Below are 13672 nucleotides of genomic sequence, written 5' to 3'. Positions count from 1 at the left end.
CAAAATGATTGTTTAATATACATTTCAACCACATAAACGACACATTCGCTGCAAAAAACACGCTATATAGTAAAACGACAATGAAAAAATAAGGAGAACAACATATGTTCCGTTGGGCGATAATTTTTGCAGTGATTGCACTCATTGCCAGTCTATTAGGGTTTGGTGGTGTTGCAGGACTATCTAAAGACTTTGCCGTGATTTTATTAGTTGTGGCTGTAATTCTAGCTGTAATTGGGTTCATTTCCCGAGGCCGGACTTAAGTTTAAGCATCACCCCATAAAAAGAAGGAACTGGTTTCCTTCTTTTTTATTGCGCTGAAATATTTCTCTTTTTCTTTTGATGTAGATTCTTACATAGTTATTTATATCACTTTTATCTTTTTATGCTTTAATCAAGCGTGTTTAAATCTCTTTAAATTTCAGGATTAAGGTCATGAGTACAGCAATTAAAACCCGTGAAATTCAATATACTGCACCAGATGGCAGCCATTTAATTGGCTACTTTGCGGCTCCAGATAGTGAAACACCTGTTGCGGGTGTGATTGTTGGTCCTGAGTGGTGGGGTCGTAACGAATATACCGAACAACGTGCACGTGAGCTTGCCGAACATGGTTATGCTGCGCTTGCAATTGATATGTACGGCGATAAAAAAGTAACCACGACTGCAGCTCAAGCCTATGAATGGATGATGCAGACATTTGAAAATTTAGACACAGTTACTGATCGTGCCAATGCAGCGCTTCAAACTCTAGCTGCTCAGCCAGAAGTAAATAGTGAAAAACTTGCCGCTATTGGTTTTTGCTATGGCGGTAAAGTCGTGTTAGACCTCGCTCGCTCAGGTGCTCCACTGAAAGCAGTTGCAACATTCCATGGCACATTAACGCCTAAAGCACCTGCTCAAAAAGGCAACATTCAAGGTGAAGTTTTAGTACTACATGGTGAATTAGACAGTATGGTCACCTTAGAAGATGTTGCTAATTTTGAAAAAGAGATGCAAGCTGCTGAGGTTAAACACGAAGTAGTGGTTTTAGAAGGTGCTAAACATGGCTTTAGTAACCCGCTTGCAGATGAAAAAGCTAAAGCGAACGGTGTAGATCTTGGCTACAATAGCGAAGCGGAAAAACAAGGCCTTGCTAAAATGTACGCTTTGTTAGATCGTACTTTAAAATAAAAGAAGCAAATTTGGAGCAAATGTTTTTTCGCATTTGCTCCCTTAAATGTTTATGACTTTGCAATATTTTTACTGTATTTTTTAAACCATACTTCAATAACTATACTCCCGTTGAGCTAGAGCAAAGCCTAGTCTTATTTCCCGCACTCGGGGTTTAATGGAATAACATGAGAGGATACAACAATGACTGACAAGAAATGTCCGTATTGCGAATTTGATGAATATGACATCATTGATAAGAATGAATTTGCTGTAATTTTACCTGATTCTAATCCGTTATCTAAAGGCCACTGTGTGGTAACACCACTGCGCCATGTTCGTTCTTTTTTTGACATCACTTCTAAAGAACATCAAGGCCTGCTTACACTTCTTGAAATTGCGCGCCATGAAACACAGCTTCGCCATCAACCAGCCGGTTTCCATATTAGCTTCAATGATGGTGAAGTGTTTGGACAAAATTCAGATCATTTCCACATTCATGTCATTCCATACTATAAAAACCAACCGTTGAAACTTGACCAACGTTGGGGCATACAAAAGGATTAATCCTTTTTATTATTGAAACAGAGATTGCTCATTATCAGGTAATCTCTGTTTTAACACTCTCTTGTTCATTGTCTGCTTTAATCAAAATTTCAGCTATAATTTAGCCCTCTCTTTTCTTCTTTAGCTGTTCATGCCTGAATTTTCTTTTTCTGATGCCCTTTTAAGCTGGTTCGATCAACATGGTCGTCATGATTTGCCGTGGCAAGTCGTAGATGATCCATATAAAGTCTGGGTTTCTGAAATCATGTTGCAGCAGACTCAGGTAAAAACAGTTCTGCAATACTTTGACCGCTTTATGGAGCGTTTTCCAACAGTAGAAGCCCTAGGCCATGCAACTTGGGATGAAGTAGCTCCTTACTGGGCTGGATTAGGTTATTACGCTCGTGCACGCAATTTGCATAAAGCGGCTGGCCTTGTCACTCAGCAAGGTAAGTTTCCTGAAACACTAGAAGAATGGATTGCCCTACCTGGTATTGGCCCCTCTACCGCAGGCGCGCTGATGTCTTTGGGATTACGTCAGTACGGCGTCATTATGGATGGTAATGTAAAACGTGTATTAGCCCGTTTTTTTGCTATTGAAGATGATTTAAGTAAGCCCCAACATGAACGTGAAATGTGGAAATTAGCTGGGCAACTTTGTCCAACTCAGCGCAACCATGACTACACTCAAGCCATTATGGACTTGGGTGCAACCATCTGTACGCCTAAAAAGCCTCTTTGTTTATATTGCCCAATGCAAGCTCATTGCCAAGCTTACCAGCAAGGTTTAGAACAAGAATTACCTTTTAAGAAACCGAAAAAAACACCGCCTGTTAGAACAGCAGATGTTCTTATCATCCAGTGTGAAGATGAATGGTTCTGGCAACAACGACAATCTCATGGTTTGTGGGGTGGTCTATTCTGTTTACCGATTTTAGAAATTGAACACGAACGTCTTAGCTTAAGTCAGCAATTTAAACTGCAACCTCAAACGCAAAGCTTTCAGATCAGTCATAGTTTCACTCATTTTACATGGCTACTTAATGCTCACACGTTCCACGTGGAACCTGATCAAAAAGAACATCTGGCAATTGAACTCGAAGGACAATGGCTGAGCCCAGAACAAGCTGTTGCCAAGGGCGTTCCAACAGCCATGAAAAAATTGATCTCGACGAGTCGTTCGTGACATAGTGAGCAAAATAATTTTGATATGGCTGTGACAGGGAGTATTTTGTGCGACGATTTGTTTCTCATTTCTCACTTGGTTTTTTAATTCTTCTATTGGCTGCCTGTGCCAGTGCACCTAAAAAACCAGCCCCACTCTCACCAGCTCAAGTCAGCAAGCTTAAAAGTATGCAACTCGCAAATCGACTTCCTGTGCCTGTGAAAGGTGTCGACCGAGATGAGTTAAAAGATACGTGGGGAGCTGCACGCAGTCAGGGCCGTAGTCATGAAGGAATTGATATTTTGGCTCCACGTGGAACCAAAGTGTACAGTGCGACCGAAGGGCTTGTTGCAGATCTGCGCAATAATAATCTCGGTGGTAAAGTCATCTGGATTTTAGGTCCAGCAGGAACATGGCATTATTATGCTCACCTTGATGGTCACAAACGTGGACTAAATGTCGGTGATTATGTCAAAAAAGGTGATCTAATCGGTTATGTCGGCAATACAGGCAATGCACGTTATACTTCACCTCATTTGCATTATGGTCTTTATCTAGATGGTAAAGGGCGTGGTGCTATTAACCCTTATTCTTATTTACGCTAGGAACATTGTATGTCGGAAGCGCTGATCAATCGCTTAGTAGAGTTTGCCGAGTCAGGCAATCAGCAAAAGATCATTTTAAATGGCAATAGCTATCAAGGCTGGATCATGGAAATCAGCGACGATGCCCTGCTAATCAGTACCGGTTTTTCAGATAAAGTGGGCAAAGACTTTTGGCTAAAGTTTGAAGACTTAACTCAAGCTGAACTGTATTATTGGGATACGCGCCCAAATGAATGGGTGTTATTTAAACTTTAAAATTCTAAGATAAATACAAGGAGCATCATCATGAAAACTCAACGCTGCGGATGGTGCTCCAACGATCCTCTCTATATTGCCTATCACGATGAAGAATGGGGTAAACCAGAACATGATGAAGCACGATTATTTGAAATGCTTTGTCTGGAAGGTCAGCAAGCGGGCTTATCTTGGATTACCGTACTCAAAAAAAGAGAAAGTTACCGTCAGCACTTTTTTAATCATCCGATTACAGAAATTGCCTCATTCACAGATGACTTTTTAGAACTCAAATTATCCGATGCGGGTTTAATTCGCCACTTAGGCAAACTTAAAGCCATTCGTGATAATGCCATTGCTTGGCAAGCACTCAAAGCACAAGTCGGTGATGTCACTACATGGCTTTGGCAATTTGTAGATGCGGCCCCACAACAAAACGATGTTGTAGATTATCGTCAGGCACCAGCACAAACCGAACTCAGTGTAAAACTTTCCAAAATACTCAAAAAGAATGGCTTCAAATTCGTTGGCCCAACCACCTGTTATGCTTTTATGCAAGCAGTAGGCATGGTCAATGATCATGAAAACGATTGTCAATTTAAAGCTTCATAACCCACCAGAACGGTTCAAATCCGCTTAAGGAGTTTCCGATGAGCAATAATATAATTCAAGCTTATGCCGCTATGCAGGCAGGTGAAAAACTGGTTCCTTACCAATTTAATGCAGGTGTATTACAACCGCATCAGGTTGAAGTAAAAGTTGAATACTGTGGTTTATGCCATTCTGATATTTCTGTTCTAAACAATGAATGGCGTTCAACTGTGTATCCGGTTGTTGCAGGACATGAAATTATTGGACGAATTGTTGCTTTGGGCTCAGAAGCTAAAGGTCTACAAATTGGACAACGTGTCGGTATTGGCTGGACCGCTGAGAGCTGCCAAGTATGTGATGAATGTATTGGTGGCCAGCAAGTCCTTTGTACGGGCGAAAATGTAGCAACAATCGTGGGACATGCCGGTGGTTTTGCCGATAAAGTACGGGCAGGCTGGCAGTGGATTATTCCCCTTCCCGATGATTTAGACCCAGAAAGTGCAGGTCCTTTACTTTGTGGCGGAATTACCGTTTTTGATCCGCTACTCAAACACAAAATTCAGGCAACACATCATGTCGGTGTGATTGGGATTGGTGGTTTAGGTCATATGGCCATTAAGCTACTTAAAGCTTGGGGCTGTGAAATCACGGCATTTAGTTCCAATCCTGACAAAACGGAAGAGCTCAAAGCAATGGGCGCCGATCATGTGGTGAATAGCCGTGACACAGACGCGGTAAAAGCACAAAAAGGTAAATTTGATTTATTGCTCAGTACCGTGAATGTGACCTTAAATTGGCGCGCTTTCATTTCTACGCTAGCACCAAACGGCTCTTTGCATTTCTTGGGACTTACCCTTGAACCTGTTCCAGTTTCTGTCGGTTCGCTTATTGACGGTGCTAAGTCAGTGACAGGTTCACCTACGGGCTCACCCGCCGCACTGCGTCAACTTTTAAAGTTCGCTGCACGTAAACAAATTGCGCCTCAAATTGAGCTGTTTCCAATGTCACAGCTCAATGAAGCAATTGAACGTTTACACTCAGGCCAAGCACGCTACCGTATTGTGCTTAAAGCAGACTTTGCAGAATAAAACTAACTTACTGTTTTCATCTGTTGCCGTGACCATTCCGCCAAGTCACTAATTGCTTGGCGGACATCTGCGGTTAATTCATGACCCGCGTTTAAACGAATGAAATGTCGATAACGTTCATCTTCACCAAAAACATGACCAGGAACCACGGTAATTCCTTCAGCTTTTGCAGTGTAATACAGCGCTAAGGTATCTACATTCTTAGGTAACTGTATCCAGAGTGCATAGCCTCCTTCTGGCTGACTCAATGCAATTGGAAGGCCGTCAAAGGCTCTTAAAATACAGCTGCGGTACTGCTCGACTTGTCGCATTAAATTTGGCCGTAGCTGCTCTAAATGCTCTCGGTAACCACGGCTATAAATAAAATCTGCCAGACCTAATTGTAGAGGCGTATTCACACCAATATTGCTTGCTAACAGCTCAAGTCTTAAATGCTGTAGCTTTGCACTTAAACAAAACCACCCTACCCGATACGCGCTCGACAGCGACTTGGAAACCGACCCACACCAAATGACATAGCCTTCACGGTCCCAATAGCGAATAGGCAACGGACGCTCATTACTGTAACCACACTCACCAAAAATATCGTCTTCAATAATAAAGCACTGATATTTTGCAGCTAATTCAGCAATCTTTTGTTTTTCTGCATTGCTAAAACAATATCCCAAAGGGTTTTGATAGTTCGCTGTCATTAAGCAAACCTTCGCCAACCCCTGCTGCATCAATGACTCTAAGCGCTCAAGATCGATTCCACGATGATCTGCTGGAATCTCAACAATCTGTCGTTTTAAACTTGCTAATAACTGTAAATGACCATTATAGGTAGGTGTAGGAATAAGGATACTATCGCCCACTTCAGTGAGCTTCTGAACCACTAAAGACAAAGCAGGCATGCAACCATTAGTAATAAAAATTTCTTCCGGAGCAATGTAAATACCATCTTCACGCCAATGATCAGAAAGCGCTTTTCTTAATTGCTCATGTCCTTGTTTATTACAGTAGAGAAAGTCTTGTGGCTGACAATTTTTTAAAGCACGTTGAATAGAACGGCGTAAACCATCCACAGGAATAAAATGAGGCGTCAACTGAATAGAACCCAACGGTACAAGATGACTTTGTAAGGCAGCCTCTTGAATCTGGTTATGCAACTCCAGATTTGAGACTTGCCGAGGTAAAGACAGAAAATCTGGGCTATCAGGAATAGTACTCGATTGGACGCGAGCCACCACAAAATAACCAGATTTCGGCTTTACATAAATTAAGCCTCTTGCCTCAAGCAATTCATAACAACTTTTTGCGGTGCTTAAGCTAATGCTGTGCTGACGAGCAAAATCTCGTAAAGAAATAAGCTTCTGATGAGGTTTAAGCTCATCTTGATAAATACGATGAGCTAATTGATTGGCAAGAACCTGATATTGAAAAGTCATTCTGTGCTGCTTTTTTAAAAATTTCTGTATCTGTACTGGTTTATAGAACACCTTTACGCTATAGAAATCAACTCAAAGAGTAGCAAGAACATGAAATTAAACGCTATATTATTATTTACTATTGTTTTAGCAGGTTGCCAACCTCAACCAAAAAATGAACAGCACAGACATACGGTTTGCCAAAGTCTGATTGAAGGCTATTTAAAAATGACGAATCAACAAGACTATAAAATGGAGCAGCGCACTGATGATGAGACCAGTACGATTTCTCGTTATCAATATAAGCGTAATAGCTCAAATGAAGTTGTGATGGTGAACTCGGTTTATTCCAAATTATATTTTAGTTGCCGCCAACAGCAAAAAAGCTATTTTCTGGCACAGCATTCATCAGAAGGGCAAACCACCCCAATTTTAGAAGTTCATTTTCCAAATAATGCTTATGTTAGTTTTAGAGAGCGTTTTTAAAACCATCTTTTAACTGTTCTGCCAAAAACTCAATGAATAAACGGATTCGTTTTGGTAGATGCTCTTGTTGATAATACACAGCATGGATGCTTTGATATTGATGTTCAATTTGATCTTCAAATAATGCAATCAATCGCCCTTCTTGAATATCTTTCCAAATTTCAAATTCAGATAACCGCGCAATGCCATGCCCTCTAATGGTAAGTTGACGTACCGTCTCTCCACTCGATGCTTTAATTTTTGATTGTGCAAAGAAATATTCATCACCGACTTTAATCGGCCAGCTATTAATATAGGCAGGTCTAGTGAATCCAATCAAATCATGTTGTTCGAGTTCCTGTGGTTGTGTGGGTGTGCCTTTAACCGCCAAATAATCCGGACTTGCCACAATATATAAACGGCTTTTGCAAACTAATTTTGCATGAAGACTCGAATCATTAAGTTCCCCAAATCGAAATGCTACATCAGTTTTATGCTGCAATAAGTCAATCACTTGATCATTACTATTTAACTCAATTTCAATATCTGGATAGCACTCACGAAACTTATGCATTAATGGTGCAATCACGTGTAAAACAAAAGGTGTAGCCGAATCAATGCGAATGAGTCCCGCAGTACCCTGATCAGATTTTTGTAGTTCTTCTTCAGCTGCATTCAGCTCATTTAAGATTTTACGAGCCTTTATAAGAAACTGCTGCCCTTCTTGAGTCAATTTCAACTTACGTGTTGTTCGCTCTAACAAGGTGACATCTAACTTAGTCTCTAAGCGTGTTAAAGATCGACTAATCCCTGAAGGTGTTTGTTTTAAATGTTCTGCGGCAGCGACAAACGAACCTGTATCAATAATTGTGATAAAGGCAACAAGTTCTTCAATTGTTGATTTCATGGCTTATTCTATTATTGACTAATCATCAAAGATATTTTGCTTATTCATCTATTTTTTCGCAACAATAATCCGAGCAAAATGCACCTCAAGTTAAACAATTATTTAAATTCAGGTGAATACATGAATATCCCACGTTTTGGCCTAGGAACTTTCCGTCTAAAAGAGCAAGCGGTGATTGATTCTGTTAAAAATGCTTTAGATGTAGGTTACCGTGCAATTGATACGGCTCAAATTTATGACAATGAAGCAGCAATTGGTCAAGCCATTGCCGAAAGCGGTGTATCACGTCAGGACTTATTTCTAACCACAAAAATCTGGGTAGATAATTTTGCTCAAGATAAGTTTATTCCAAGCTTAAAAGAAAGCTTACAAAAGCTTCATAGTGACCATGTCGATTTAACTTTGATTCACTGGCCAGCACCAGATTTAGGTGTTTCGATTCCTGAAATCATGCAGCTTTTACTTGAAGCAAAACAACAAGGCCTTACTAAACAAATTGGTATCTCAAACTTCAATATTGAGCTTACCCAACAAGCAATTGACACAATTGGCGCAGAACATATTGCAACCAACCAGATTGAACTAAGCCCCTACCTTCAAAACCACAAACTTGTGAACTTCTTACAAGAGAAGAATATTGATGTCACTTCATATATGACGCTTGCGTACGGCAAGGTGCTTCAAGACCCAGTTCTAGCTGAAATTGCAGCAGCTCATCAAGCAACAACAGCGCAAATTGCGCTGGCATGGGCATTGCAACGTGGCTTTGCGGTCATTCCATCTTCGACTAAACGTGAAAACCTGATGAGCAATTTAAAAGCACAGGATATCGAGTTAACTTCGGCTGAAATGCAACTGATTGCCGAACTTGATCGTAACAGTCGTGAAGTTAGCCCAGAGCCATGGGCACCTGTTTGGGACTAAACTCATGAATACTCAATCAAATACAGCGTTTTCTTTATTGGCATTAGCCATTGGTGCCTTTGCCATTGGTACCACTGAATTTTCACCAATGGGATTGTTGCCGAATATCGCGAATGATTTAGGAATTTCAATTCCAACGGCCGGAATGTTAATTACAGGTTATGCACTTGGCGTAATGCTAGGTGCACCTTTCATGACCTTGTGGTTTGGTGGTTTTGCACGACGTAATGCACTTATTTTTCTCATGGCGATCTTTACGGTAGGTAACTTGATAGCGGCGTTTTCACCAAGTTATATGAGCTTATTAGGTGCGCGTCTCATCACCAGCCTTAATCATGGTGCTTTCTTCGGGATTGGCTCTGTTGTAGCAGCAAGCATTGTGCCCGCACATAAACAAGCCAGTGCTGTAGCCACTATGTTTATGGGCTTAACCATTGCCAACATTGGCGGTGTGCCTTTGGCAACATGGGTTGGGCAAAATATTGGTTGGCGCATGTCTTTCCTTGCGATCTCCGTGCTTGGCATCATTACCATGCTCGCTTTATGGAAAGCCCTACCACAAGGTATGGTTGCCCAAAAACCAAATGTGAAAGCTGAATTGAAAGTATTAAAGCGCATGCCTGTAATACTTGCATTGCTCACTACAGTACTCAGTGCGGGGGCAATGTTTACGCTATATACCTATATTGCGCCAAGTTTGACTGAGTTTACCCATGCTTCACCTACCTTCATTACTTTTATGCTGATGTTAATTGGTGTCGGTTTCTCGATTGGTAACCATTTAGGTGGCCGCTTTGCAGATTTATCTATCAACAAAACCCTAATTGGTTTCTTGGTTCTGTTGATTGTGATGATGGTGACTTTCCCAATTCTTGCACAAAGCCAGATTGGAGCAGCCGTTGCATTAGTGATCTGGGGCGCAGCCACTTTTGCTTTAGTTCCACCTTTGCAAATGCGTGTAATGTCAGTCGCTCACGAAGCACCAGGTCTTGCCTCTTCAGTAAATATTGGTGCGTTTAACCTCGGTAACGCAGTAGGAGCAGCAGCAGGTGCGTTAGTACTCGATTTAGGTTGGGGTTATAGCGCAGTTTCATTTGCTGGTGCTTTACTGGCTGGGTTAGGTTTGTTATTGGTTTTATTCCAAATCAAACGCGAAAGCAGCCCCACTCCCGCCTTGCAACAATGTTCAGATTAATAAAAAAGCGCCTGATTTCAGGCGCTTTTTTATTAAAGTTATTTATTTTAAAATATCTGGTAATTTCGGTTGTTCATAAATCGGACTGGTCACTTCGCGCTTCATTTTCAGCAACATCTGGTAAGGCTGCTGTTGAACAAACATATTCACAAAACTTAATGGAATTGCACCAGCAGGATCAGCATAACCACTGGTGGTTACTTTCACCTTATTATTTACAAGTTTCTGGAATGTCCAGTCTCCTTCATAGCGTGTTAAGCGCACCACATCGGGTTGTATAGGATAATTTCCGGCAATTGCAGTATTTTTAATTGTCACAACGCCATTTGCAGCCTTGCTCATTTTTCCTTTTACAACGACATCGCGATCTTTCAAAGGAAACGGAAAATCCAACACCATGTAGAGTGTGAATTCACCCTTTTTCTCATCTTGAGACAACATCTGAACCTTGCCCATATAAGGTACCCACTGATCAGCACGATTTACATCTAAAATCACTGCAACAGCGCGTTCGAGTGGCACATCAAATGTCGTTTCTGCTTTATATTGAAAGACTGGATTATCATTCTTTTGATAAGTCCAGACTTTAATATTATTACGGTCCAAGCTGAGTTTAGCTTTTTCCGTAGAAGCAGCCCCCGTCCAGAGGCTGCTCAAGCAAAGAAGAGTGGTCAAGGCAATTTGTTTTTTATTCATGTTCTGCTCTATCTTTTTTTTCTCGCTACACATGGAATACGGACAGGGTTTTAAACCTGTACGTCGTTCAATCCTAAAACATCTTTCATGTCATATTTACGCGCTTCACGGCCCACAACCCATGCCGCAGCTCGCACTGCACCAGCAGCAAAGTTCATACGGTTAGTTGCTTTATGAGTCACTTCAACGCGCTCACCTTCACCAATGAACATAACAGTGTGTTCGCCAACAATATCACCACCACGAATGGTTTCGAAACCAATCGTTTGACGGTCACGCGGGCCTGTATGTCCTTCACGTCCATAAACAGCAACTTCTTTTAAGTTACGGCCTAAAGTATCTGCAATCGCGTCACCCATCATTAACGCTGTACCTGATGGCGCATCTACTTTATGACGGTGATGAGCTTCAATCACTTCGATATCTACTGTATCGCCAAATACTTTTGCTGCAAGCTCAAGTAACTTGATTGATACATTTACACCTACTGAATAGTTTGCAGCGTAAACCACAGGTGTGTGAGTGGCAACTTCTTCTAACTCAGCTTTTTGTTCATCTGACATGCCTGTTGTGCCAATGACCATGGCAACCCCAGCTTCACGGCAAAGCTTCAAATGCTGAGCAGTCGCAACTGGCGCAGTAAAATCAATGATTACATCGCAGTCTTTCAGAATATCTGCCAAACTTCCTGAAACCTTCACACCCACTGAACCAATACCAGCAAGCTCACCTGCGTCAGTGCCGACCAAACTACTTTCTGGACGCTCTACCGCAGCAGCCAATTGATAGCCTGCCTGTTGAACTGCTTGAATAAGCGTACGGCCCATACGACCGCCTGCACCTAAAACACCAATGCGTGGAGCTGCTGACATAATCCTTCTCAATCTTCTGTTTTACGTAATTTGTCTACTATATCAAAACTCTTTGCTCACGATAAAAAGTTAAAATTATTTTTTGAAATGAGCTGAAATTTTATCTGTTTTCACAAAAGTTAAAGAATTGATCGGCACACTAGTCAGCCACGAATGAAAAAAGATGACTATAAGGAGTTCAGCATGCATTCGAGAGTTATTGGCTTTACAGTGATAATGGGGATTATGAGTTCAGTGGCATTTGCAGAGCCTGCAATCCAGCCAGGAGACACATTAGAAAGCTTATCTAAAGCACGTATTACGACTAACGTAATTACTCAAACAGCAACGCCTACAGCTCAAACGAGCGTAGCAAGCGAGGCTAATACTGACGTTAAAGTTGAAGATATTGACCCGATCATTGAAGAAAAAACAGCTGAAACTCCCAAAGTAACCATACAACCACTTACTCAAGCCAGTGTAGAAGCTGCGGCAGTATCAATTATCGAAAATGCGCCTACTCTTGCTTCTAGCGAAGCTACTGTAAGTATTGATGATATTGATGTTGCTCACCCTACAGAATAAGCAAAAATAATTTTCTTTTAACCAGAATAAAAATAATAAGATGAATCAGCGCAATAAAAAGGCGGATATTTTATCAATATCCGCCTTCTTTTTAATTTTTTATCTAATCAAGCATTAATCAAACAAACGATCAAAGAATGATTTTTTCTTTGGAGAAGAAGCACTGTCTTCGCCATCAAAAGAAGCTTGTAACTCTTTAAGTAATTCACGTTGGCGAGCATTCAAGTTCACAGGCGTTTCTATCACAATACGGCAAAGCAAATCACCCACCATACTGCTACGAACTGGACGAACACCTTTACCACGTAAACGGAATAATTTGCCTGTTTGAGTTCCCTCAGGAATCTTCAAGCTAACGCGACCTTCCAATGTTGGAATTTCAATTTCTTTACCAAGTGCAGCATCAGCAATGCTCACTGGCACATCCATATAAAGATCAGCACCATCACGTTGGAAAATTTCGTGTTCGCGAACAACCACTTCAACGTACAAGTCACCTGATTGGCCATCACGAATTGCTTCGCCTTTACCGCTCAAACGAACGCGATCACCATTATCTACACCCGCTGGAATGGTAACTTCCAACGTTTGCTGGCGATCAGCTACACCTGAACCATGGCATGCCTGACAAGGGTTTTTAATAATTTTACCTTGACCACGACAAGTACCACATGTTTGTTGTACTGAGAAGAAACCTTGCTGCATACGTACTTGTCCTGAACCATGACAAGTTTTACAGGTTTCAACATCTTTTGGATTTTTTGAACCTTTACCATCACACACATCACATGGTGCTGGAGCAGTAAAAGTAATAGTTTTTTTCACCCCTTTTACAGCTTCTTCAAGGGTAAGTTCCATTACATAGCGTAAATCTGATCCGCGACGTTGACGCTGTTGACGTCCACCGCCACCGAATGCGCCACCGAAGATATCACCGAACTGGCTAAAAATGTCTTCTGCACTAAATCCGCCAAAGCCACCACCGCCACCGCCAAAGCCACCTTCGAACGCATTATGTCCCATGCGATCGTACATGCTTCGCTTTTCGCTGTCCGATAAAACTTCATAAGCTTCAGCAGCTTCTTTAAATTTCTCTTCAGCTTCGGCATTGTCAGGGTTTCTATCAGGATGATATTTCATCGCCAATTTACGGTAGGCTTTTTTGATCTCATCATCACTTGCGGTTTTTGAAACGCCTAAAACCTCATAATAATCACGTTTAGCCATTTTTGGCGGTGCTCCTCACGGAATTTTATCAATAC

17 protein-coding genes are annotated in these 13672 nt (G+C 41.4%); 12 read left to right on the top strand and 5 right to left on the bottom strand.

From position 1 onward, the window contains the following. Positions 1–104 precede the first annotated feature (104 nt). The 8 genes from AC2117_RS00275 to ahr all read left to right on the top strand — a co-directional run bounded on the left by AC2117_RS00275 (position 105) and on the right by ahr (position 5381). Positions 105–263: a DUF1328 domain-containing protein gene (locus AC2117_RS00275; RefSeq protein ID WP_002053759.1), complete on the top strand. Its 159-nt coding sequence runs from the start codon at positions 105–107 to the stop codon at positions 261–263. Between the two features lie 172 nt (positions 264–435). After that, the gene (locus AC2117_RS00270; protein ID WP_042895933.1) at positions 436–1173 is read left to right on the top strand and encodes a dienelactone hydrolase family protein; all 738 of its coding nucleotides are present in this window, start codon (positions 436–438) and stop codon (positions 1171–1173) included. 183 nt (positions 1174–1356) lie between these two features. Next, positions 1357–1719 (top strand): HIT family protein, encoded by a 363-nt coding sequence (locus AC2117_RS00265; protein WP_042895935.1) that lies wholly within the window; start codon positions 1357–1359, stop codon positions 1717–1719. Between the two features lie 130 nt (positions 1720–1849). Further along, positions 1850–2884: an A/G-specific adenine glycosylase gene (mutY, locus tag AC2117_RS00260; protein WP_133971093.1), complete on the top strand. Its 1035-nt coding sequence runs from the start codon at positions 1850–1852 to the stop codon at positions 2882–2884. 47 nt (positions 2885–2931) lie between these two features. Continuing rightward, positions 2932–3468 (top strand): M23 family metallopeptidase, encoded by a 537-nt coding sequence (locus AC2117_RS00255; protein WP_133971091.1) that lies wholly within the window; start codon positions 2932–2934, stop codon positions 3466–3468. 9 nt (positions 3469–3477) lie between these two features. Further along, entirely contained in the window at positions 3478–3723 is a 246-nt protein-coding gene (locus tag AC2117_RS00250) for a hypothetical protein (protein WP_001287364.1), read from the top strand. 30 nt (positions 3724–3753) lie between these two features. After that, complete coding sequence (locus AC2117_RS00245; protein WP_133971089.1) at positions 3754–4314, top strand: DNA-3-methyladenine glycosylase I; 561 nt, start codon at positions 3754–3756, stop codon at positions 4312–4314. 38 nt (positions 4315–4352) lie between these two features. Beyond that, positions 4353–5381, top strand: a complete 1029-nt coding sequence (gene ahr, locus AC2117_RS00240) for an NADPH-dependent aldehyde reductase Ahr (protein ID WP_133971087.1) — start codon at positions 4353–4355, stop codon at positions 5379–5381. Between the two features lie 2 nt (positions 5382–5383). On the opposite strand, the gene AC2117_RS00235 is transcribed toward ahr, so the two are convergent. Continuing rightward, positions 5384–6808: a PLP-dependent aminotransferase family protein gene (locus AC2117_RS00235; protein WP_133971085.1), complete on the bottom strand. Its 1425-nt coding sequence runs from the start codon at positions 6806–6808 to the stop codon at positions 5384–5386. A 90-nt stretch (positions 6809–6898) separates the two neighbouring features. Between AC2117_RS00235 and AC2117_RS00225 the strand changes: the two genes are divergently transcribed. Continuing rightward, complete coding sequence (locus tag AC2117_RS00225) at positions 6899–7273, top strand: hypothetical protein (RefSeq protein WP_133971083.1); 375 nt, start codon at positions 6899–6901, stop codon at positions 7271–7273. Here the strand turns inward: AC2117_RS00225 and AC2117_RS00220 are convergent. Further along, positions 7257–8159, bottom strand: coding sequence for a LysR family transcriptional regulator (locus AC2117_RS00220; RefSeq protein ID WP_133971082.1), 903 nt, complete (start codon positions 8157–8159; stop codon positions 7257–7259). The two genes, AC2117_RS00225 and AC2117_RS00220, sit on opposite strands and share 17 nt — an antisense overlap. Positions 8160–8279: 120 nt before the next feature. Between AC2117_RS00220 and dkgB the strand changes: the two genes are divergently transcribed. Beyond that, a complete protein-coding gene (dkgB, locus tag AC2117_RS00215) occupies positions 8280–9083 on the top strand; it encodes a 2,5-didehydrogluconate reductase DkgB (protein ID WP_133971080.1) in 804 nt (267 codons plus the stop codon). 4 nt (positions 9084–9087) lie between these two features. Beyond that, the gene (locus AC2117_RS00210) at positions 9088–10278 is read left to right on the top strand and encodes an MFS transporter (protein WP_133971078.1); all 1191 of its coding nucleotides are present in this window, start codon (positions 9088–9090) and stop codon (positions 10276–10278) included. Positions 10279–10320: 42 nt separating this feature from the next. Here AC2117_RS00210 and AC2117_RS00205 read toward each other — a convergent pair whose 3' ends face one another. Continuing rightward, complete coding sequence (locus AC2117_RS00205) at positions 10321–10974, bottom strand: START domain-containing protein (RefSeq protein ID WP_133971076.1); 654 nt, start codon at positions 10972–10974, stop codon at positions 10321–10323. A 50-nt stretch (positions 10975–11024) separates the two neighbouring features. Beyond that, positions 11025–11846: a 4-hydroxy-tetrahydrodipicolinate reductase gene (gene dapB / locus AC2117_RS00200; RefSeq protein ID WP_133971074.1), complete on the bottom strand. Its 822-nt coding sequence runs from the start codon at positions 11844–11846 to the stop codon at positions 11025–11027. Between the two features lie 183 nt (positions 11847–12029). On the opposite strand from dapB, the gene AC2117_RS00195 reads away from it, so the two are divergent. After that, complete coding sequence (locus tag AC2117_RS00195) at positions 12030–12410, top strand: hypothetical protein (RefSeq protein ID WP_133971072.1); 381 nt, start codon at positions 12030–12032, stop codon at positions 12408–12410. A gap of 114 nt (positions 12411–12524) precedes the next feature. Here the strand turns inward: AC2117_RS00195 and dnaJ are convergent, their stop codons facing one another. Beyond that, the gene (gene dnaJ, locus AC2117_RS00190; protein ID WP_003654301.1) at positions 12525–13637 is read right to left on the bottom strand and encodes a molecular chaperone DnaJ; all 1113 of its coding nucleotides are present in this window, start codon (positions 13635–13637) and stop codon (positions 12525–12527) included. Between the last annotated feature and the right edge of the window lie 35 nt (positions 13638–13672).

Origin of the sequence: Acinetobacter calcoaceticus (assembly GCF_900520355.1) — a bacterium.
Taxonomy (GTDB): Bacteria; Pseudomonadota; Gammaproteobacteria; order Pseudomonadales; family Moraxellaceae; genus Acinetobacter; species Acinetobacter calcoaceticus_C.
This window is presented reverse-complemented; position numbering and strand designations above follow the sequence as displayed.